The organism is Miltoncostaea oceani (assembly GCF_018141545.1).
Classification (GTDB): domain Bacteria; phylum Actinomycetota; class Thermoleophilia; order Miltoncostaeales; family Miltoncostaeaceae; genus Miltoncostaea; species Miltoncostaea oceani.
In genome coordinates this window covers 782148-801261 of sequence record NZ_CP064356.1, presented here as the reverse complement: position 1 = coordinate 801261, position 19114 = coordinate 782148, and the positions used below count along the sequence as shown (strand labels likewise).

General features: G+C 75.4%; 22 protein-coding genes. 7 read left to right on the top strand and 15 right to left on the bottom strand.

The annotated features are described in order from the left end of the window. Positions 1-66 precede the first annotated feature (66 nt). The 5 genes from IU369_RS04015 to IU369_RS03995 form a co-directional block, all read right to left on the bottom strand. Positions 67-744, bottom strand: a complete 678-nt coding sequence (locus IU369_RS04015; RefSeq protein WP_217923280.1) for an MBL fold metallo-hydrolase — start codon at positions 742-744, stop codon at positions 67-69. Positions 745-770: 26 nt separating this feature from the next. After that, complete coding sequence (locus IU369_RS04010) at positions 771-992, bottom strand: hypothetical protein (protein ID WP_217923279.1); 222 nt, start codon at positions 990-992, stop codon at positions 771-773. Continuing rightward, entirely contained in the window at positions 989-1273 is a 285-nt protein-coding gene (locus IU369_RS04005; RefSeq protein WP_217923278.1) for a GYD domain-containing protein, read from the bottom strand. The genes IU369_RS04010 and IU369_RS04005 overlap by 4 nt, the downstream gene beginning before the upstream one ends. A gap of 61 nt (positions 1274-1334) precedes the next feature. Continuing rightward, a complete protein-coding gene (locus IU369_RS04000; RefSeq protein WP_217923277.1) occupies positions 1335-1799 on the bottom strand; it encodes a hypothetical protein in 465 nt (154 codons plus the stop codon). A gap of 7 nt (positions 1800-1806) precedes the next feature. After that, positions 1807-2718, bottom strand: a complete 912-nt coding sequence (locus tag IU369_RS03995) for a sulfotransferase domain-containing protein (protein WP_217923276.1) — start codon at positions 2716-2718, stop codon at positions 1807-1809. Positions 2719-2780: 62 nt separating this feature from the next. Here IU369_RS03995 and IU369_RS03990 point away from each other — a divergent pair, with 62 nt between their 5' ends. Beyond that, positions 2781-3254, top strand: a complete 474-nt coding sequence (locus IU369_RS03990) for a hypothetical protein (protein ID WP_217923275.1) — start codon at positions 2781-2783, stop codon at positions 3252-3254. 48 nt (positions 3255-3302) lie between these two features. Further along, positions 3303-3743: a hypothetical protein gene (locus IU369_RS03985; protein WP_217923274.1), complete on the top strand. Its 441-nt coding sequence runs from the start codon at positions 3303-3305 to the stop codon at positions 3741-3743. Here IU369_RS03985 and clpB read toward each other — a convergent pair. From clpB to IU369_RS03950, 7 genes are all read right to left on the bottom strand, one after another. Beyond that, a complete protein-coding gene (gene clpB, locus IU369_RS03980) occupies positions 3740-6337 on the bottom strand; it encodes an ATP-dependent chaperone ClpB (RefSeq protein ID WP_217923273.1) in 2598 nt (865 codons plus the stop codon). The genes IU369_RS03985 and clpB overlap by 4 nt on opposite strands. Next, positions 6337-6771 (bottom strand): heat shock protein transcriptional repressor HspR, encoded by a 435-nt coding sequence (locus IU369_RS03975; RefSeq protein ID WP_217923272.1) that lies wholly within the window; start codon positions 6769-6771, stop codon positions 6337-6339. Before IU369_RS03975 ends, clpB begins: the two co-directional genes overlap by 1 nt. After that, positions 6768-7859: a molecular chaperone DnaJ gene (gene dnaJ, locus IU369_RS03970; RefSeq protein ID WP_217923271.1), complete on the bottom strand. Its 1092-nt coding sequence runs from the start codon at positions 7857-7859 to the stop codon at positions 6768-6770. Before dnaJ ends, IU369_RS03975 begins: the two co-directional genes overlap by 4 nt. 7 nt (positions 7860-7866) lie before the next feature. Then, a complete protein-coding gene (locus IU369_RS03965; RefSeq protein ID WP_217923270.1) occupies positions 7867-8445 on the bottom strand; it encodes a nucleotide exchange factor GrpE in 579 nt (192 codons plus the stop codon). Beyond that, a complete protein-coding gene (locus tag IU369_RS03960) occupies positions 8442-8882 on the bottom strand; it encodes an Hsp20/alpha crystallin family protein (protein WP_217923269.1) in 441 nt (146 codons plus the stop codon). Before IU369_RS03960 ends, IU369_RS03965 begins: the two co-directional genes overlap by 4 nt. Before the next feature lie 38 nt (positions 8883-8920). Beyond that, a complete protein-coding gene (gene dnaK, locus IU369_RS03955) occupies positions 8921-10816 on the bottom strand; it encodes a molecular chaperone DnaK (protein ID WP_217923268.1) in 1896 nt (631 codons plus the stop codon). Between the two features lie 120 nt (positions 10817-10936). Then, the gene (locus tag IU369_RS03950; RefSeq protein ID WP_217923267.1) at positions 10937-11635 is read right to left on the bottom strand and encodes an endonuclease III domain-containing protein; all 699 of its coding nucleotides are present in this window, start codon (positions 11633-11635) and stop codon (positions 10937-10939) included. Positions 11636-11745: 110 nt separating this feature from the next. On the opposite strand from IU369_RS03950, the gene IU369_RS03945 reads away from it, so the two are divergent. Both IU369_RS03945 and IU369_RS03940 read left to right on the top strand, forming a co-directional pair. Beyond that, entirely contained in the window at positions 11746-12096 is a 351-nt protein-coding gene (locus IU369_RS03945) for a cupin domain-containing protein (protein ID WP_217923266.1), read from the top strand. Next, positions 12093-12917 carry a GNAT family N-acetyltransferase gene (locus tag IU369_RS03940; protein WP_217923265.1) on the top strand — a complete coding sequence of 275 codons (825 nt, stop codon included), beginning with the start codon at positions 12093-12095 and terminating at the stop codon, positions 12915-12917. The genes IU369_RS03945 and IU369_RS03940 overlap by 4 nt, the downstream gene beginning before the upstream one ends. A 9-nt stretch (positions 12918-12926) precedes the next feature. On the opposite strand, the gene IU369_RS03935 is transcribed toward IU369_RS03940, so the two are convergent. Further along, positions 12927-13700, bottom strand: coding sequence for a hypothetical protein (locus IU369_RS03935; protein WP_217923264.1), 774 nt, complete (start codon positions 13698-13700; stop codon positions 12927-12929). Beyond that, entirely contained in the window at positions 13697-14497 is an 801-nt protein-coding gene (locus tag IU369_RS03930) for a fumarylacetoacetate hydrolase family protein (RefSeq protein WP_217923263.1), read from the bottom strand. Before IU369_RS03930 ends, IU369_RS03935 begins: the two co-directional genes overlap by 4 nt. Here IU369_RS03930 and IU369_RS03925 point away from each other — a divergent pair. Genes IU369_RS03925 through IU369_RS03915 form a run of 3 tightly spaced genes read left to right on the top strand, consistent with a single transcriptional unit; the run spans position 14484 to position 17709 of the window. Further along, positions 14484-15191: a CDP-alcohol phosphatidyltransferase family protein gene (locus IU369_RS03925; RefSeq protein ID WP_217923262.1), complete on the top strand. Its 708-nt coding sequence runs from the start codon at positions 14484-14486 to the stop codon at positions 15189-15191. The genes IU369_RS03930 and IU369_RS03925 overlap by 14 nt on opposite strands. A gap of 10 nt (positions 15192-15201) precedes the next feature. Next, positions 15202-16980 (top strand): glycosyltransferase, encoded by a 1779-nt coding sequence (locus tag IU369_RS03920; protein WP_217923261.1) that lies wholly within the window; start codon positions 15202-15204, stop codon positions 16978-16980. A gap of 51 nt (positions 16981-17031) precedes the next feature. Beyond that, positions 17032-17709: a uracil-DNA glycosylase family protein gene (locus IU369_RS03915; protein ID WP_217923260.1), complete on the top strand. Its 678-nt coding sequence runs from the start codon at positions 17032-17034 to the stop codon at positions 17707-17709. Position 17710: 1 nt separating this feature from the next. On the opposite strand, the gene rlmD is transcribed toward IU369_RS03915, so the two are convergent. After that, positions 17711-19108: a 23S rRNA (uracil(1939)-C(5))-methyltransferase RlmD gene (gene rlmD, locus IU369_RS03910; RefSeq protein ID WP_217923259.1), complete on the bottom strand. Its 1398-nt coding sequence runs from the start codon at positions 19106-19108 to the stop codon at positions 17711-17713. Between the last annotated feature and the right edge of the window lie 6 nt (positions 19109-19114).

Below are 19114 nucleotides of genomic sequence, written 5' to 3'. Positions count from 1 at the left end.
GGAACGCGGTCGCCGGGGGCATTCGACGTCGCGGGCGCCGAGCCCTGCCGGACGACCCCCGGGCGCTCACCCGCCGGCGAGCCGCACGGGCGGCGTGTGGCCGGGGATCACGACCGCCGGGTCCTGCGCGCGGATGGCGCGGAACGCGGCGAGGTGGTCGTCGCGTCGCGGGAAGCCCTCCGGGAGGTCCATCGCGGCGAACCAGGCGGGGTCGGGGCCGAGGGTGTCACCGGCGATCGCGGTGACCCCGTCGTCGGTGTCGACGAGGAAGACGACGTGCCCCTCGGTGTGCCCGGGGGTCAGGATCCACCGCACCCCCGGCAGGACCTCGCCGGCCTCACCGGTCATGGGCCGCCCGCGGGCGCGGTCGCGGGCGCCGCGTCCGGCGTGGGCGTGGGGCTCCCGCAGCTCGATCTCGTGGACGTGCAGGTCGACCTCACCGAGCTGGGGGAGGGCCGAGACGTGGTCGGAGTGCAGGTGCGTCATCAGGACCGTGCGCACGTCGTCGGGGGCGAGGCCGCGGGCGCGGAGGGCCCCCTCGAGCACGTCGCCCTGGGTGGCGTAGCCCGGGTCGACCACCACCGTCTCCGGGCCGCTCAGCAGGACGGTGTTCGGCCACGCGATCATCCCGTGGACCGCATCCGGCAACGTGCGGTAGGCGCCGAACGTGCCGACGGTCGAGGGGGCGCGCATCTCCACGACCTCCCCGTCCCGGAGGGCGAACACGATGCGGTGCGTCGGCACCAGCACCTCGGCCCGCCAGGTGGCGCCTATCGCGCCGCCTCCTCCGTGCGGGGGGCGTCCGGCACGGTGCGGTCGCGGGCGTAGCAGGGGGCCTCGCGGAACGGTGCGACGGGGTCGCCGGCCGAGCGACCGAGCCGCGTGACCCGTGCCCGCAGGCCGAGCCCGGCCCGGCGGGCGCCGGGCGTCAGGGCCACGCCGATGACGCCCCCGGCGAGCAGCCAGCGCCCCCGGCGGCGGGCGGCGCTCACTTCAGGAGGGAGAGGAACTCATCGACGGGGATCGCGGTGAGCGTCTGGAAGTGCGCCGTCCCGCGCGCCGCCAGCTCGACCGACACCCGGGCGATGACCTTCTCGTCCGGCGCCTCGACGATGTTCACGAAGTCGTAGGGGCCGAGGACCGCCCACTGCTGGACCACCTTCGCGCCCATCTGCTCGACCTCGGCGTTGACCTCGAGGAGGCGCTGCGGGTTCGCCTTGAGCGTTCCCACGCCGTGCGGGCTGAGGGTGCTGAGGAGGATGTAGGTCGGCACTGTCCGGACTCCTTGGGCGCCGCTGAACCGGGGTGGGCCGAGAGTACCACCCGCTGCCCGGTCACCCCGGGGTGAGGGCCGACCGCCACCCCTCGCGGTCCCGGCCGACGTCGAACGCGATCGCGTCGGGCTGCCCGTCCTCCCGCAGGAAGTCGACGCGCAGCACCGGCCGGCCGACCCACTTGCCGAGGTGGGTCCGGACCTCCTCGACGCCCGTGACGTGGTCGCGCGGGATCCGCAGCGTCCGGCGCGGGACGGCGAGCGTGAAGACGATGGCGTCGTCGGTGACGGCCAGGTGGCCGGTGCCGCGGACCTGGGCACGTCCGCGGGTCAGCTCTCCGAGCGAGCGGACGTCCCCCTCACGCACCGGGGGCTCGCCCCCGAGGGCCACGGCCGCGTCGGCGCGGGCGGCGTCCCTCCGCGCCCGGATCCGGGGCCGCACGACGCCGAACCAGATGAGCGCGTCCAACGCGAGGATCGCGGCGACCAGCACCGCGACACCCGCCCCGCTCGTCAGCGCGGGCACCGCCCCCCTAGTCGGTCCAGGAGCTCAGGTCGCGGCCGATGAGCTCGCCGAGGTCGCGGACGTCGTCGCGGAAGTGGTCCTTCAGCTCCTCGGCGAACTCCGGCGAGATCTCCGGCCGGCGGGCGACCTGCCGGTTGGACCGCCGCACCCGGTCGAGGACGCCGAGGCGCTCGACGCGCGCGACGCGCTTCACGCCCTTCGCGACGGCGACGAGGGCCGACGGCGGGCGCTGGGTGAAGCGGGCGACCGCGGCGCGCTGGTGGACCTTGTTCTCGTTGACGCGGGGGAAGTCGGTGCGTCCGTCGTCGGGCACGCCGAGGAAGTCGAGCGTGTCGCGGTAGACGGCCCCGGTGTCGGCGCGGAGGTCGTCGAAGACGAGCACCTTCACCTGGTCGGCCGGCACGTGGTCGTACACGCGGCGCAGCTGGGCGCCGAGCTTCGCGGCCTCCCCGTACTGCAGGAACTCCGGCACGCGGACCGTCGCGGGGAGCGACTCGCCCCGGGCGCGCGCCGCCTGGAGCCGCCACGCGGCCTCCACGTCGGGTTCGCGCTCGTCGAGCATGTAGCTCATCTGGGAGTGGAGCGACGGGACCAGCTCCACCGGGTTGCGCACCATCACGATCACCCGCGCCCGGGGGTCGAACCGCATGATCTCGCGGGCGGCGGTCTGCGAGTAGAGGTACCAGACCGACGCCTCCCCGACGGCGAGGTGGTCGTCACCGGCCCCGTCGTAGAGGCGCAGGTAGTGCGACAGCGACCGCCGGCCGGGCGCGTAGTAGTAGTCGAAGTCCTCGCAGAAGTAGTGGGGCTCCTTCGGCGTGGACACGAACACCCGCTCGTGCTGACGCAGGTACTCGCTGAGGGCCGTGGTGCCGCACTTGGGGGCGCCGAGGATGAAGAAGTCCGGTCTGCGTGACACGACGGGCAAGACTAGACGAGCGGGCGCACGGGGGGTGGCGGGGCCCGGTACCGTGGGCGGCGATGCCCCCGGCCCGACGCCCCGCCATACCGAGCGCGCGCGCACCGCGCGCCGGCACCTCGGCCGGACCCGCCTTCGTGGGCCTGGTCTGCGGCCTCGCGGTGGTCGTCGGGGTGCTGCTGCCGTGGTACGCCACCAACCTCGGCCCGCCGTTCTCCGCGACGAGCGCGAGCGGCTGGGACGCGACGACGGTGGCCCGGGTCACCCTCGTGCTCGGTGTGGTCCTCGCCGGCGCGGCGGCCGCGACGCTGCTCGACGACCGCGGCGTCATCGCCCTGTCGGAGCGCCAGGCCGACGCCCTCGCGTGGACGATGGTGGTCGCGGCGGCGGTCGCGGCGGGACTGGTGGGGTACCGGTTCCTGGTGATGCCGGAACCGGCGGAGTTCCTGTCGCGCCAGTTCGGCCTCTACCTCGCCGCCGTCGCCGCGATCGGCGGGGTGCTCAGCGGGCTCGGGGCGGTCGCCACCCGCGACTGACCGCCGCGGGGGGTCGTGGACCGGCCGCGCGCGGCCGATGACAGGGGCATGCGGTACCACCTGCCGCCGGCGCCCGTCACCCCGGGCGCGCACGGCGTCGAGCCGGTCGCCCCGCTCGCCGGGCCCGCCGACCCGCACCCGTACGAGCCGGAGCCGCACGACCCGTCGGCGGGCCGGATCGTCCGGACGGTCGTGATGCCGGCGGCGGAGGCGGGGCCCTACCTGGTGCGCTGGGGCGACGGGCACCCGCCGGCCCACGAGATCGCCGCGGGCGCGCGCCCGGCGCTGGAGCGCACCCGCCCCGACCGCACCCTCCCGGGCGGGACGCGGCGCCAGCGCCTCGCCGTCGTCGTGCACGGGGCGGAGGCGACCGCCGTCCACTGGTCGGCGCCCGAGCCGGTGCTGCCGGACGACGAGCGGGCGTGGCGGCGCGCCCTGGCCCGCGCCGCCGGCCACGGCGACGCGGACCCGGGGGGCTGGACCGCCTAGGCCGAGGCGCCCGCGGGGGCGCCGACGGTGAAGGTCAGCTCGTCCCCGTCGGCGTCGACCACCAGGTGGTCGCCGTCGCGGATCTCGCCGGCCAGCATCCTCTGCGCGAGCGGGTTCTCGATCCGGCGCTGCACGAGCCGCTTGAGGGGGCGCGCCCCGTAGGCCGGGTCGTAGCCGTCGCGGGCGAGCAGGTCGGCGGCGGCGGGGGTGATCTCCAGCTCCACCCCCCGCAGCGCGAGGCGTCCCCGCAGGCGGGCGGCCTGCAGGCGCACGATCGCGTGGAGCTGCTCGCGGCCGAGGCGGCCGAACAGCACGATCTCGTCGACCCGGTTGAGGAACTCGGGGCGGAAGTGGTCGCGCAGGGCGCCCATCACCCGCTCCTCGGCGATGTCCTCGGCGATGCCGTCGGTGAGGAACTGGCTGCCGATGTTGCTCGTCATGATCACGACGGTGTTCGTGAAGTCCACGACGCGGCCCTGGCCGTCGGTGAGGCGGCCGTCGTCGAGGAGCTGCAGCAACACGTTGAAGACGTCGGCGTGGGCCTTCTCGATCTCGTCGAGCAGCAGCACCGCGTACGGCCGGCGGCGGACGGCCTCGGTGAGCTGGCCGCCCTCGTCGAACCCGACGTAGCCGGGGGGCGCGCCGATGAGGCGGGCCACCGAGTGGCGCTCCATGTACTCGCTCATGTCGATGCGGACCATGGCCCGCTCGTCGTCGAACATGAACTCGGCGAGCGCACGGGCGAGCTCCGTCTTCCCGACACCGGTCGGCCCGAGGAAGATGAACGAGCCGATCGGCCGGTCCGGGTCGGAGAGGCCCGCCCGGGCGCGGCGCAGCGCGTTGGCGACGGCGGCGACCGCCTCGTCCTGGCCGATGACGCGCTCGTGGAGGCGCTCCTCCATGTGGAGGAGCTTCTCGACCTCGCCCTCCAGGAGGCGGCTGACGGGGACGCCGGTCCACGCGGCGACGACCTCGGCGACGTCCTCCTCGTCGACCTCCTCCTTGAGCATCCGGCGCGTGACCTGCTGCTCCGCGAGCTCGTCGTTGGCGGTGACGAGGGCCTTCTCCAGCTCGGGCAGGGTGCCGTAGCGCAGCCGGGCGGCGCCCTCCAGGTCGGCCTCGCGCTCGGCGCGCTCCAGCTCCTGGCGGGCCGCCTCGATCTGCTCCTTGATCGCGCGGATCCGGCCGATGGTGGCCTTCTCCTGGTCCCAGTGGGCGCGCATCGCGTCGCCCTCCTCGCGCAGGGTCGCGAGCTCCTCGCGGATCGCGTCGCGGCGCCCGGCCGAGCCGGTGTCCGTCTCGGCCTCGAGGGCCTGCAGCTCGATCTCGAGCTGCATGACGCGCCGCTGCACCTGGTCGAGCTCCGCCGGGACCGAGTCGATCTCGATGCGCAGGCGGCTCGCGGCCTCGTCCATCAGGTCGATGGCCTTGTCGGGGAGGAAGCGGGAGGTGATGTAGCGGTCCGACAGCCGGGCGGCGGCCACGAGGGCGCCGTCCTGGATGCGGACGCCGTGGTGCACCTCGTATCGCTCCTTCAGGCCGCGCAGGATCGCGACGGTCGCCTCCACCGACGGCTCGCCGACGTTCACGGGCTGGAAGCGCCGCTCGAGGGCGGCGTCCTTCTCGACGTACTTGCGGTACTCGTCGAGGGTCGTCGCGCCGACGGCGCGCAGGGCGCCGCGGGCGAGCATCGGCTTCAGCAGGTTGGCCGCGTCGACGGCGCCCTCCGCCGCACCCGCGCCGACGATGGTGTGGAGCTCGTCGATGAAGAGGATCACCTCGCCGGCGGCGTCCTCGATCTCCTTGAGGACGGCCTTCAGCCGGTCCTCGAACTCGCCGCGGTACTTGGCGCCGGCGAGCAGGGCGCCGACGTCGAGCGCGATCACGCGCTTGCCGGCGAGGCCCTCGGGGATGTCGCCCGCGACGATGCGCTGGGCGAGCCCCTCGACGATCGCGGTCTTGCCGGTGCCCGGCTCCCCGATCAGGACCGGGTTGTTCTTCGTGCGGCGCGACAGCACCTGGATGACGCGGCGGATCTCCTCGTCGCGGCCGACGACGGGGTCGAGGGCGCCCGACTCGGCGGCCTCGGTGAGGTCGCGGCCGTACTGCTCGAGGGCCTGGTACTTGTCCTCGGGGTTCGGGTCGGTGACGCGGGCCGAGCCGCGCACGACGCGGAGGGCGTTCAGCAGCCCCTCGCGGGTGACGCCGTTGGCGCGCAGCGCCTCGCGGGCGGGCGACGGCTCCTCGACGAGCGCGAGCAGCAGGTGCTCCGTCGAGATGTACTCGTCGCCGAGCCCCTCCGCCTCGCGGCCGGCGCGGCGCAGCACGGCCCGGTACGGGTTGGAGAGCTGGGCGCCGGTCGGCGAGCCGCTGACCTGGGGGTGGCGGCCCATGGCGGCGCCGGTGTCGGCCCGGAGGCCCGTCAGGTCGGCCCCCGCGCGCTGCAGCACCGGCTCGACGACGCCCTCCCGCGCGTCGAGCAGCGCCTGGAGCAGGTGGTCGGGCTCCACGACGGGGTTGCCCCGGTCCCCCGCGATCGATGCGGAGGCGGCGATGGCCTCCTGGGCCTTCTCGGTCGGCTTGTCAACGGCCATCAGATCGTCCCCCTCGTCGTCCTCGTCCGCACGACCGGTGTGTGCCGCGGCGCGAGGGCGGTCTCGCCCCGCACCGTGACCACGAGCTGCCCGCGCGCGGCGCGCGCGGCGGCGAGGTCGCGCCGGTGGTCCTCCCGCATCCGGTCCATCTCGTCCCGCAGGTCCCGGCACCGCCGCTCGGCCCGGGCGAGGCGGCCCTCCAGGTCGAGCACCCGCTCCACCCCGGCCAGGTTGAGGCCGGCCTCCGACAGCTCCTGGATCCGCCGCAGCAGCGCCACGTCGCGCTCGGAGTAGACGCGCGTGTTGCGCGCCGTCCGGCGTGGCGTGATCAGGCCGCGGCGCTCGTAGACGCGCAGCGTCTGCGGGTGCATGCCGGCGAGCTCGGCGGCGATGCCGATCAGGAAGACCCGCTCCTGGGTGCCCCGGGTGCTCACGAGAACAACGTCTCCCGTGGGTCGCGTCCGTCCAGCTCGGCGTACTTCTCGAGGGCCTTGCGCTGCTTGTCGGACAGCTCGCGCGGCACGTCGAGGCGCAGCGTCGCGATCAGGTCGCCGCGGCCACCGCCCTTCAGGCGCGGGGCGCCCTTGCCGGCGAGCCGCAGCGCACGGCCGTCGGGGCTGCCCGGGGGCACGGTCAGCTTGACCCGCCCCTCCAGCGTCGGGACCTCGACCTGCGCCCCGAGCGCCGCCTCGGCGAACGTCACGGGCACGTTCAGCACGAGGTCGTCGCCCTTGCGCGTGTAGAGCCGGCTGGGCGCGACGCGGGTCAGCACCTGCAGGTCGCCCGCGGGGCCGCCGCGGGTCCCCGCCTGGCCCTTGCCCTTCAACCGCACACGGGTGCCGTCCTTGACGCCCGGCGGGATCTTCACCTTGATCTGGGTGCGCGTGTGGGTGCTGCCCGAGCCGCCGCACGTCGGGCACGGGTCGTCGATGACGGTCCCGTTGCCGCCGCACCGCGGGCACGGCTCGCTGAACGCGAACGCCCCGCCGTCGCGGCCGCGCACGCCGCGGCCCTTGCACTCGGGGCAGAGGCGCGGGCTGGTGCCCGGCTTCGCCCCGGTGCCGGAGCAGTCGGCGCAGGCGACGGGCGTCTCGACGGACACCGGCACCTGGGCGCCCGCCATCGCCTGGTCGAACGAGAGGTTCACCTCGACTTCGACGTCGGCGCCGCGTCGGGCGGCCGGCGGCTCGGTCGTCGTCCGCCCGCCCTTCGCGGTGCGGAAGATGCTCGAGAACATGTCGGCGAAGTCACCGAAGCCGCCCATGTCGGCGCCCCCCGCGGCGCCGCCGGCGCCGTTGGGCATGCGCCCGCCGAAGCGCAGGCGGTCGTCGTACTCCTTGCGCTTGGCGGGGTCCGACAGCACGTCGTGGGCGTGGGAGATCTCCTTGAAGCGCTCCTCCGCCGAGGCGTCGCCGGGGTTCGCGTCCGGGTGGTGGACGCGCGCCAGCTTCCGGTACGCCTTCTTGATGTCGTCGGCGGTCGCGGTGCGACCGACGCCCAATGTCTCGTAGTGGTCCTGCACCTGTCTCCTACTCGGCGGGCCGGGCCGCGATAACGACGCGGGTCGGCCGCAGGACGTGCTCCGCCTGGCGGTAGCCCTTCTCCACGACCTCGACGACCGTGCCCTCGGGGTGCCCCGGGGACGGGACCGTCGCGATCGCCTCGTGCACCATCGGGTCGAACGCCTCGCCGTGGGCGGGGATCTCCTCGACGCCGTGCCCGGTGAGGAGCCCGGCCAGCTGGCCGCGCACCATCTCGAGACCGGCGACGATGCCCTCGCCCTGGTCGCCGAGGGCCGCCACGGCGCGCTCCAGGTTGTCCATGACGGGCAGCAGCCCGCGCACGACGTCCCGGGTCGCCCCGAGGGCCACCGTCTGGCGCTCGCGGTCGTTGCGCTTGCGGAAGTTGTCGAACTCGGCCTTCAGCCGCTGCAGCGCGTCGAGGTACTGGTCGCGCTCCGCGGACACGCGCTCGAGCTCGGTGGGCTCGGGGGCCGCCTCCACGGCGGCCCCGTCGTCCTCCGTCGCGGCGCCGGCCGGCGCGGCGGTGCCGACCTCGCGGTCGTCCTCCGCCGCCGCCCCCTCCCGCCCCTGCGGGTCCTCCGTCACGCCGACGCCGCGATGGCGATCTTGCGCGGCCTCACCTCGTCCGCCTTCGGGACGCGCACGGTGAGCACGCCGTTCTCCATGTCGGCGGAGATCTCGTCCGCCTTCACGGCCGGCGGCAGCGTCACGCTCCGCTGGAAGTGCCCGTACGCCCGCTCGAGGCGGTGGAAGCGCGCCTCGTCGACCGGGTCGGTGAAGCGCCGCTCGCCCTTCAGGGTGAGGACGTTGTCGTCGATCTCGATGTCGATGTCCTCGGTCCCGAGCCCGGGGAGCTCGGCCTTCAGGACGATGGCGTCCTCCGTGTCGAAGATGTCCACCGCGGGGGTCCAGGTGGACCCCGACGACACCCCGTCGCCCACGGTCCTGCTGAACAGGCGGTTCATCTCGTCCCGCAGGCTGGTGATGTCGCGGAAGGGGTCGAAGCGCACGACTGCCGGCATGGCGTCCTCCTCTCGTGTGTGTGGTGGCGTCGTGGTGGTCAGGACGCCTTCGTGGCGTCCTCGTCGATGACCTCGTACTCGGCGTCCTCGACGGTGTCGTCGGCGGCGCCGTTGCCCGCCGCGGCCTCCTGCTGGGCCGACGCCTGCGCGTAGACCTGCTCGGAGAGGCGGTGGAGCACCTCGGTCAGGGCCGTGGTCTTGGCCTCGATGTCGTCCGGGTCCTCGCCCGCCGCCGCGGTCTTGGCGGCGTCGATCGCCCCCTGCAGGTCGCGCCGCACGGACTCGTCGACCTTGTCGCCGTTGTCCTTGAGCTGGCGCTCGGCCTCGTGCACCCGGGCCTCGGCGCCGTTGCGGGCGTCGGCGACCCGGCGCAGGCGCCGGTCCTCGTCGGCGTGCGACTCGGCGTCGCGCACCATGTTGGTGATCTCCTCGTCCGAGAGGCCGCTCGAGGCCTTGATCTCGATCTTCTGCTCGATCCCGGTGCCGAGGTCCTTGGCGCCGACGTGGACGATGCCGTTCGCGTCGATGTCGAAGGTGACCTCGACCTGGGGCACGCCGCGCGGGGCCGGCGGGATGCCGACGAGGTTGAACTTGCCGAGGGTGCGGTTGTAGGCCGCCATCTCGCGCTCGCCCTGCAGGACGTGGATCTCGACCTGGTTCTGGTTGTCGTCCGCGGTCGAGAAGACCTCGCTCTTCTTCGTCGGGATCGTCGTGTTGCGCTCGATCAGCTTCGTGAACACGCCGCCCTTGGTCTCGATGCCGAGCGACAGCGGGGTCACGTCGAGCAGCAGGACGTCCTTGACGTCGCCCGACAGCACGCCCGCCTGGATGGCCGCGCCGACGGCGACGACCTCGTCCGGGTTGACGCCCTTGTGGGGCTCGCGGCCGGTGAGCTGCTTCACGCGCTCCTGCACGGCCGGCATGCGGGTCATGCCGCCGACGAGCACGACGTGGTCGATCTTGTCGCTCACGCCGGAGTCGGTGAGGGCGCTCTTGGTCGGTCCGACGAGCCGCTCCAGCAGGTCGCGGGTCAGCTCCTCGAGCTTCGCCCGGGTGAGCTGCAGGTCGAGGTGCTTCGGGCCGCTCGCGTCCGCCGTGATGAACGGCAGGTTGATCTGCGACGACGTGGTCGTCGAGAGCTCGATCTTGGCCTTCTCGGCGGCCTCGTAGAGGCGCTGCAGGGCCATCTTGTCGATGCTCAGGTCGATGCCGTTGTCGCGCTTGAACTCGGCCGCCATCCAGTCGACGATCGCCTTGTCGAAGTTGTCGCCGCCGAGGTGGTTGTCACCCGCGGTGGACTTCACCTCGAACACGCCGTCGCCGATCTCGAGCACGGACACGTCGAACGTGCCGCCGCCGAGGTCGAAGACGAGGATCGTCTGGTCGGTCTCCTTGTCGAGCCCGTAGGCCAGCGCGGCCGCGGTCGGCTCGTTGATGATCCGCTTGATCTCGAGGCCCGCGATCACGCCGGCGTCCTTGGTCGCCTGGCGCTGGGCGTCGTTGAAGTAGGCGGGGACGGTCACGACCGCGTCGGTCACCGTCTCGCCGAGGAAGGCCTCGGCGTCGGCCTTCAGCTTCTGCAGGATCATCGCGCTGATCTCCTGCGGGCTGAACTCCTTGTCGTCGACGCGGATGCGGGCGTCGCCGTTCTGGCCGCGGACGACCTCATAGGGGACGATGGTCATCTCCTCGTCCACCTCGGCGTACTTGCGGCCCATGAAGCGCTTGACGCTGAAGATCGTGTTCTCGGGGTTGGTCACCGCCTGCCGCTTGGCGACGGTCCCCACCAGGCGCTCGCCGGTCTTCGAGAAGCCGACGACCGACGGGGTGGTCCGGCCGCCCTCGGCGTTGGGGAGGACCTCGGGCTCTCCGCCCGTCAGGACGGCCACCGCGGAGTTGGTGGTGCCGAGGTCGATGCCGATCGTCTTGGCCATGTGTCTGGTGCCTCCTCGCGCCGGGCGGGACCCGGTCGCCGTGTGTGGGACGGGACGCTGTGATCAGTGTAGATCTAAGTCGGTCCATGTCAACCCACACTTGAGTCGTTCAGACTCAATTCAGATCGGCGTCGCCCCCGTCGCCGCGGAGCGCCGCCCGGTGGGGCACAGCGGCAGCAGCGCACAGCCGCCGCAGCGGGGCGCGCGGGCGGTGCAGACCGTCCTGCCGTGGGCGATCAGCCGCATGTGGGTGGCGAACGCCTCCCCCGGGGGGGTCCACCGCGTCAGGCGCTCCTGGGCGGCCGTCGCGGTGGCGCGGGGCGGGACGACGCGCGTGCGGAGCGCGATGCGGTGGACGTGGGTGTCGGCCGGCACCACGTGCGCGCCGAAGGAGAAGCACATGACGCACGCGGCGGTCTTCGGGCCGACGCCGTCGAGGGCGGTGAGCCACGCCATCGCCTCGTCGAGCGGGACGGCGCCGAGCCACTCGAGGTCGTCCCCGCGCGGGTCCGCCGCGACGGCGTCGAGCGCCGCCTGGATCCGTGGGGCCTTCTGCGCGGCGAGTCCCGCGACGCGCACCGCGTCGGCGACCACCTCGACGGGGGCCGCGCGCACGACGTCCCAGGTGGGCAGGCGCTCACGGAGCGTCGCGAACGCGCGCTCCTGGTTGACGTCGGTGGTGCTGTGGCTGAGCAGCGTCGTGACCAGCTCGCTGACGGGGTCGTGGCGGCGCACCCACGGCAGCGGCCCGTACGCCTCGGCGAGCGCGGCGACGATCGCCCGGGTGTGGGCGCGCGTGCCGGGGCGGGGGGTCGCCATGACCCGAGGGTAACCGCCCGGGACGCGCACGCGACGGCCGCCGAGACGCAGGTGGGACGGGGGCCGGCGAGGCTCGGTCCGACCCCACCCCCCCGGACAGGAGGCACCCCGTGTTCACCATCGTCCACCGCGACGACCTCGAGCGGACCGGCGCGTGGTCGCTCGTGCGCCGCTCGCTCGGGCTGACGTCCTTCGGCGTGAACCTCGTCGAGATCGCGCCGGGCACCGCCATCCCCGAACACGACGAGACCGCCTCGGACCAGGAGGAGGTGTTCCTCGTGCTGGGCGGCGCGGCCGTCATGGTCATCGACGGCGTCGACCACCCGGCCCCGGCGGGCACCTTCGTGCGGCTCGACCCCCGCCCGCGGCGCACGGTCCGCAACGACGCCGACGCGCCGGCCACCGTCCTGATCGCGTCGGCCCCCCGCACCAGCGGCTACGTCCCGATGGAGTGGGCGTGACCGCGGCGGTGGCCACACCGGTCCCGTCGGCGGCGCACCGCCAGCGGGCCGAGGTCGCGGGGTACCGCAGCCTGTGGCGCGCCGCGCCGGCCGAGCTCGCGGCCCGCCACGGCCTCCGGTCCCTCGACCTCGGCGACGGCGTCTGCACGGGGTGCGCCGCCGTGACCGGCACCCACTGGCTGAACCACGCGATCGGGATCGGGGTGGCCGCCCCCGCCACGGCGCGCGACATCGACGAGATGGCGCGCTTCTACGCGGACCTCGGGGTGGGCAGCACGGTCGCGGTCGCCGGCGCGGCGGAGGGCCTCGGCGCGTTGCTGGCCGCCCGGGGCTACACGCCGCACCGCCCGTGGATGACGTTCCACCGCGAGGCCGGCCCGGTGCCCGCCCCCGCCACGCGCCTCCGCGTCGGTGACGCGGAGGACGGGGAGGCGTCGGCGTTCGGGGGCGTCGTCGCCGCCGCCTTCGGACTCGCGCCCGAGATGTCGGCGTGGTTCGCCGCGCTCGTCGGCCGTCCCGGGTGGACCTGCCTGGTCGCCCGCGACGGGCGCGTGCCGGTCGGCGCCGCCGCGATGTACGTCCATGGCGACGCGGCGTGGCTCACGCTCGGGGCGACGCTGCCGGAGCACCGCGGCCGGGGTGCGCAGGGGGCCCTGTTCGCCGCCCGCGCCGCGCGGGCGTCGGAGATGGGCGTGCGTCACCTCGTGACGGAGACCGGCCTGCCCGCCGGCCCCTCCTACCGCAACATCCTGCGCGCCGGCTTCCGCGAGGCGGCGCCAAGGCCGAACCTGCTCGCGCCCTCCCCCGGCGGGCGGGCGTGAGGCGGCGCCTCAGCCCTCCCCGGCGGCCTCGGCGGCGGACGCCTCCTCGGCGAGGGAGCGCTCCACCGCCTCCTGGGTGAGCGCCAGGATGGTCGGCACCCACACGAGGTCCTCGGCGGGGTCCTCCGGCGGGTCCCCCGAGGCGAGGTGGCGCACCCCCGCCGACGCCTCCGGCGCGTCGGGGGCGTCGGTGCGGGCGACGGCGGACCGCGCCCACGCGCGGATCTCGGGGTCGCCGGTGGTGCGGGCCAGCTCGGGGATGTCCTCCGCCCGACTCCCCGCGGCGACGTACTCGGCGATCTCGACGGCGAAGTCCTCGGGGTCGAGGTCGAGCAGGTCGGCGGCGATCGCGCCGGCGGCGGTGGCCGCGGCGACGGCGGCGGGCGCGCCTCCGTCGCGGACCGCCTGCTCGGCGGCGCGCAGCTGACCGCGGGCCCGGGCGTCGGCCAGGGCGAGCTCCGTCGCGGCCCGCACGGCGAGGGCCCGGGCGAGCGGCGTGTCGGGGTCCTCGTCGGCGGCCCACTCCAGGACGATCTCGAACGCCTCGGCGTCCTCGGGCGCCGCGCTCGCGGCGGCGCGCAGCAGGGCGGCCTCCATGGGACCACGCAGCTCGGGCCAGTGCGCGGCGGAGGCGGCCCCCGCCAGCAGCGCCGGGTCGGCGGCGGGGTCGGCGTCCGCCGAGAGCGCCCGGGCGAGCACCCAGGTCTCGGGTCCCAGCACCCCGCGGGGGAGGCTGATGCCGGTGACGGCGAGCACGCGCGCGAGCGCCTCCTCGGGCGTCATCGGATCGCGTTCTCGATCGTGCCGAGGCCGTCGACGGTGATCCGCACGACGTCCCCGGGCTGCAGGAAGACCGGGGGGACCCGCCCCTTGCCCACGCCGGGGGGCGTGCCGGTGGCGATCACGTCGCCGGGCTCCAGGGTCACCGCGGCGGCGCACCAGGTGACGAGGTCCGCGACGGTGAAGGCCATGCCGGCGGTGGAGCCGTCCTGGCGCAGCTCCCCGTTGACCCAGGTGCGGATGCCGAGGGCCTGGGGGTCGGGCACCTCGTCGCGGGTCGTCACCCAGGGGCCGAACGGGCCGAAGCCGTCGCCGCCCTTCGCCCGCACCCACTGCGGCTCGGCGCGTTGCATGTCGCGGGCGGTGACGTCGTTCATGACGGCGTACCCGAACACGTGGTCGAGCGCGTCCGCGTGGGCGACGTCGCGCGCCCGGCGGCCGATGACGACCGCGAGCTCCCCCTCGTAGTCGAGCTCCCGGGTCCAGGGGGGCCGCACGACGGGCGCGGAGGGCCCGGTGATCGCGGTGACGAGCTTCGAGAACACGACCGGCGCGTCGAGGGTGCGGCCGCCCATCTCGCGGGCGTGGTCGGGGTAGTTCCAGCCGATCCCGATCACCTTGCCCGGGCGGTGGGGGGCGACGAGGTCGAGATCGGCGAGCGGCACGGGGTCGCCCACGGGACCGGGGACCGCGGCGCCGATGGCGTCGCGGACGTCGGCCCCGGCGAGGGGCTGGACGACGTCGCCGAGCACCTCGCCGAGGCGGGTGCCGTTCGCGTCGCGGAAGGTGCAGAGGCGCATCCGCCGCTATCCTAGACGCGCTCGTAGGAGGTCCGTCCTGCGGGACGCGGCCGCTCACGCCGCCCCAGGAGCCACCGCCATCAGCACGCAGATCGAGCTCGATCCCGAGTCGCCCGGGAGGCGGAGCACCGCCGACGCGGTCTGGCGCATCGTCGACCGCAGCGGCATCACGCCCAACGTCGTCACCATCATCGGATTCCTCGGGATCTGCGCCTCGGCGTGGCTCGCGCTGGAGCGCTACTGGGTGCTCGCGTCGCTCGTCTTCATCGCGTCCGGGCTGGTCGACTCCCTCGACGGCCTCGTCGCCCGCCACCAGGGGCGGGTCACGGCGTTCGGGGCCTTCCTCGACTCCACCCTCGACCGCCTCGCGGAGGGCGTCATCCTCGGCGCGATCGGCATCACCGTCGCGCAGGACGGCCTCGACTGGGCCCTCGCCGCCTGCTTCACCGCCTTGACGGCGTCGTTCCTCGTCTCGTACGCCCGGGCCCGCGCCGAGGGCCTCGGCATCGCCGGGTCGAGCGGTGGCCTGATGGGCCGGCCGGAGCGGCTCGTCATCGTCGGCGCCGCCCTCTTCCTCGGCAGCGTCGGCGACGTGATGCCGGTGCTGATGGTCGTCCTCGCCGGCCTCAGCCTGATGACCGCGGCGCACCGCATCGCCCTGGTGTGGCGCGCGTCCGACGGACGCGGCGGGTGACCGCCCGGCGATGACCGCGACCCTGCGCATCGCGCTGGTCTGCCCGCACGCCCTCCCGCCGCGGGACGACGTCGCGCACCACGTCGCGGCCGAGGCGGCCGCGCTCGCCGCGCGCGGGCACCGGGTGACGCTCCTCGCGCCCGCCACGCGCCGCGAGCGGATCGCCGCGGGACGGGCCCGGCTGACGGCGGCGGGCGCGGGCGACCACGACGCCCTGCTCGCGGCGCCCGGCGAGGTCCTGGAGGTCGCGGTCGGCCGGGCCCTCCCCGCGGGCGCGGGGAGGCGCCTGGGCGAGCCCTTCGACCTGGCGGGGGCCCTCGAGACCGCCCTCGCCCAGCCGGTCTTCGACGTGGTGCACCTCCACGAGCCCCTCGCCCCGAGCCCGGCGCTCGCGGCGCTGCGGCACGTGCCGGGGGTCGCGGCGGTCACGTTCCACCGGGCGGAGCCCCTCGTCGGCGTCGCGTTCCTGCGGCCCCTGGTCGACCGGGCGCTGGCGCGGGCGCACCTGCGGATCGCGACGACCGCGGGCGGACGGCGGGCGCTGTCGCAGATGCTGCCCGGCGACTACGCCGTCATCGCCCCGGGCGCGTCGCCCGCCGCCCCCGTCGCTCCCCCGCCCGGCGCCCCCGGCCTCGTGATCGCGGCGCGCGGCCGTGACCGCGTCGCCGCCCGGTTCGGCCTCTCGGTGCTGCGGGGCCTCGACCCCGCCGCCGTCGGGCCCGTCACCCTGATCGGCCCGGCCGACGCCCCGTGGCGCACCCGCGCCGCCGTCCCGAAGGCGCTCCGCGACCACGTCACCGTCGTGCCGGATCCCGGGCCCGCCGCGCGCGCCGCGATCCTCGCCGCCGCCGGCATCGTCGTCGTCGCGGCCCCCGACGAGGCGGACGGCCCCGTCCTGCGCGAGGCGCTCGCCGCCGGGCGCGCGGTGATCGCTCCGCGCTGCCACGCGACCGACGAGCTGGTCGCGCACGGACGCGACGGCCTGGTGCTGCCCCCCTTCCGCCGCGAGGACTGGGCCGCCGCGGTCACCGGGCTGGCGGGCGACGCGCCGCGCCGCGCCGTCCTCGGCCGCGCCGCCGCCCGCGCCGCGGCGCGCACGTGGGGCGACGCCGCCGCCGAGCTCGAGGCGGCGTACCGGGCCGCGCTCGCCGCCCGCAGCCGCCCCGCCGGCGCCGGCCGCGTCGTCGCCGACCTGCGCGTGCGGCCGGGCCGCGACCTGTCGCCCGAGCGCCTCGTGGCCGCCTGCGTCGAGCGCGGCGTCGACGTGGTGGGGGTCGCGGCGCCCGAGGGCGTCGCCCTCGCCGCCGCCGTCGCGGCCCTCGCGCCGGCGGGGCTGACCGTGGTCCCCGGGCAGGAGATCGCGACGTCCGCCGGGGTGCTCGTCGGGCTCTACCTGTCGCACGACGTCCCACCCGGCCTGTCGCCCGAGTCGGCGGCCGCCGCCGTGCGCGACCAGGGCGGCCTGGTGCTGCTGCCGCGCGCCGGCGCGGAGGACGTGCCGCCGGCGGAGGTGCTGCGGCGCATCCAGGGCGAGATCGACTGCCACGAGCTCGGGGAGGACGACGACGAGGGCACGTTGCGGCGCCTCGGCGTCCTGGTCGTCGCCGCGAGCGGGGCACGCCGTCCCGAGGACGTCGGCGCCGCGGTCACCGAGCTCCGCCGCTTCGAGGGGCCGTCGGATCTGCTCGACGCCCTGACCGACGCCCGCATCGGGTGGCCCGAGCGCGTCGGGCGCCGTCTGCGCGAGCCCCGTGCACGGGGACGCCGCAATCGCTCGCACGAGTCCTGAAACGGCCCCGGGCAGGAGTAACGAGGGCACCGCTAAATACCGTCCCCGCAGATGACCCCCGAGCCCCCCACGCCGCGCCCCAGCCGGCCCTCGCGCACCCGCCGCCCCGCTCCGACGAGCCTGGCCGGCAGCACGCCCGAGGACATCCAGGACGCGTACCAGCGGCGTGCGATCGCCGAGATCGCCGCGTTGAACGACGAGATCACGGCGTGCGACGCGTGTCGCGCCGAGGCGGAGCTGCCCGTGATGAGCTCCGGCAGCCCGCAGGCCGAGATCATGATGGTCAAGTGGGGCCCGAGCCTCGCGGAGCGCCAGGAGGGCGTCGCGTTCTTCGGCCGGGCGGGCACCGCGATCCTGAAGAGCGTGCAACGCCTCGGCATCGACCCGCTGCAGCTCTACGGCACCCTCTGCGTCAAGTGCCGCCACGTGGACGACCGCGAGGCCGCGGAGCAGTCGCTCCCCTGGCTGGCGCGTGAGGTCCACATCGTGCAGCCGTCCCTAATCGTCCCGATGGGCGAGCGCGTCGTCGAGGCCCTCGCCGCCCTGGAGGTCCCCCTCACCGAGCCGCTGTCCGCGACGCCCGGCGTCGTGCAACGGTGGACGCCGACGATCGAGGCGCTCTACGTGCCCGACATCGACGCGTCACTCGACGAGCAGGGCGCCAAGCGCGCCTTCTGGGACGCCTTCCGGGCGATCGGCGACTGGCACCAGGCGCAGCCCCCGTACTAGGTCAGCGGCGACGCTCGTAGGGCGGCGCGGCCGGGTCGCGCGTGAAGCGCGCGACGGCCTCGATGTGGGGCGTCTGCGGGAACATGTCGACGGGCCGCACCCACTCGAGCACGTAGCCCCCCTCCACGAACTTCGCCGCGTTGTCGGCGAACGTCGCCGGCTGGCACGAGACGTAGACGAGGACGGGCGGCGCGAGCTCCAGGATCCGCCGCACGGCGCGGCCCGACAGACCGGCGCGGGGCGGGTCGACGATCGCCACGTCCGGTGGCGGCAGCTCCCCGCGCCGCTCGCGCAGCACCACGCCGACGTCGCCGCAGAGGGCGGTGTGGTTCGCGACGCCGTTGGCGCGGGCGTTGCGCTCCGCGTCCTCCACCGCCTCCGGCACGATCTCGATCGCCACGACCTCGCGGGCCCCGGCGGCCATGGCGATGCCGATGCTGCCGACGCCGGAGAACAGGTCGTACAGCACCTGTGTGCCGTCGAGGCCGGCGGCCTCGGCCGCGCGTGCGTAGAGCTGGTCGGTCATGCGGGTGTTCGTCTGGAAGAAGGTGCCGGCCGAGAGGCGCAACGTCACCCCGGCGACGCGCTCCTCGATCCAGTCGCGTCCCGTCACGACGCGGGTGGGGAGGCCGCCGGTCGCCTCGGCGACGCCGTCGTTGACGGAGTGGAGCAGCCCGACCACCTCGGGGTGGGCCGCGGTCAGCGGCGCCGCGAGGCGGTCGACGACCTCCTCGGCCCCCGGGGCGGTCACGACGGACACGAGGACCTGACCGGTGGCGATCCCCTCCCGCACCACGACGTGGCGCAGGGTCCCGGTCTGGGCGCGCTGGTCGTACGGCGCGATCGCCTCGCCCACCGCCCAGGCGCGCACCGTCTCGCGGACGGCGTCGCCGAGCTCGGTCGCGAGCAGGCAGACGCCGATGTCGACGACCCGGTCCCAGCGGCCGCGCTCGTGGAAGCCGAGCAGCAGCTCGCCCCCCGGTCCCCGCGACGCCGAGTACTCCATCTTGTTGCGGTAGCGGAACGGCTCGAGCGCGGGGTCGGGGTCGCGGACGTCGATCCCCTCGAGGTGGCCGATGCGGGCGAGGTGCTCGACGACCTGGTCGCGCTTCGCCGCCAGCGCGGCGTCGTACGCGACGTGCTGGAGGCGGCACCCGCCGCAGCGCGGCACGTAGGGGCAGGGCGGGGGGACGCGGTCCGGGCCGGGCCGGAGCACCTCCACGAGGTCGGCCTCGGCGAACCGGCGGCGCGACTTCGTGACCCGGACGCGGGCGTGGTCGCCGGGCGCGGTGTCCCGCGCGAAGACGACGAACCGGTCGAGGCGGGCGACGCCGGCGCCGCCGAACGCGAGGTCGTCGACGTCCAGGTCGAGGACGTCGTCACGGCGGGGGCGCTCCATGGGCCT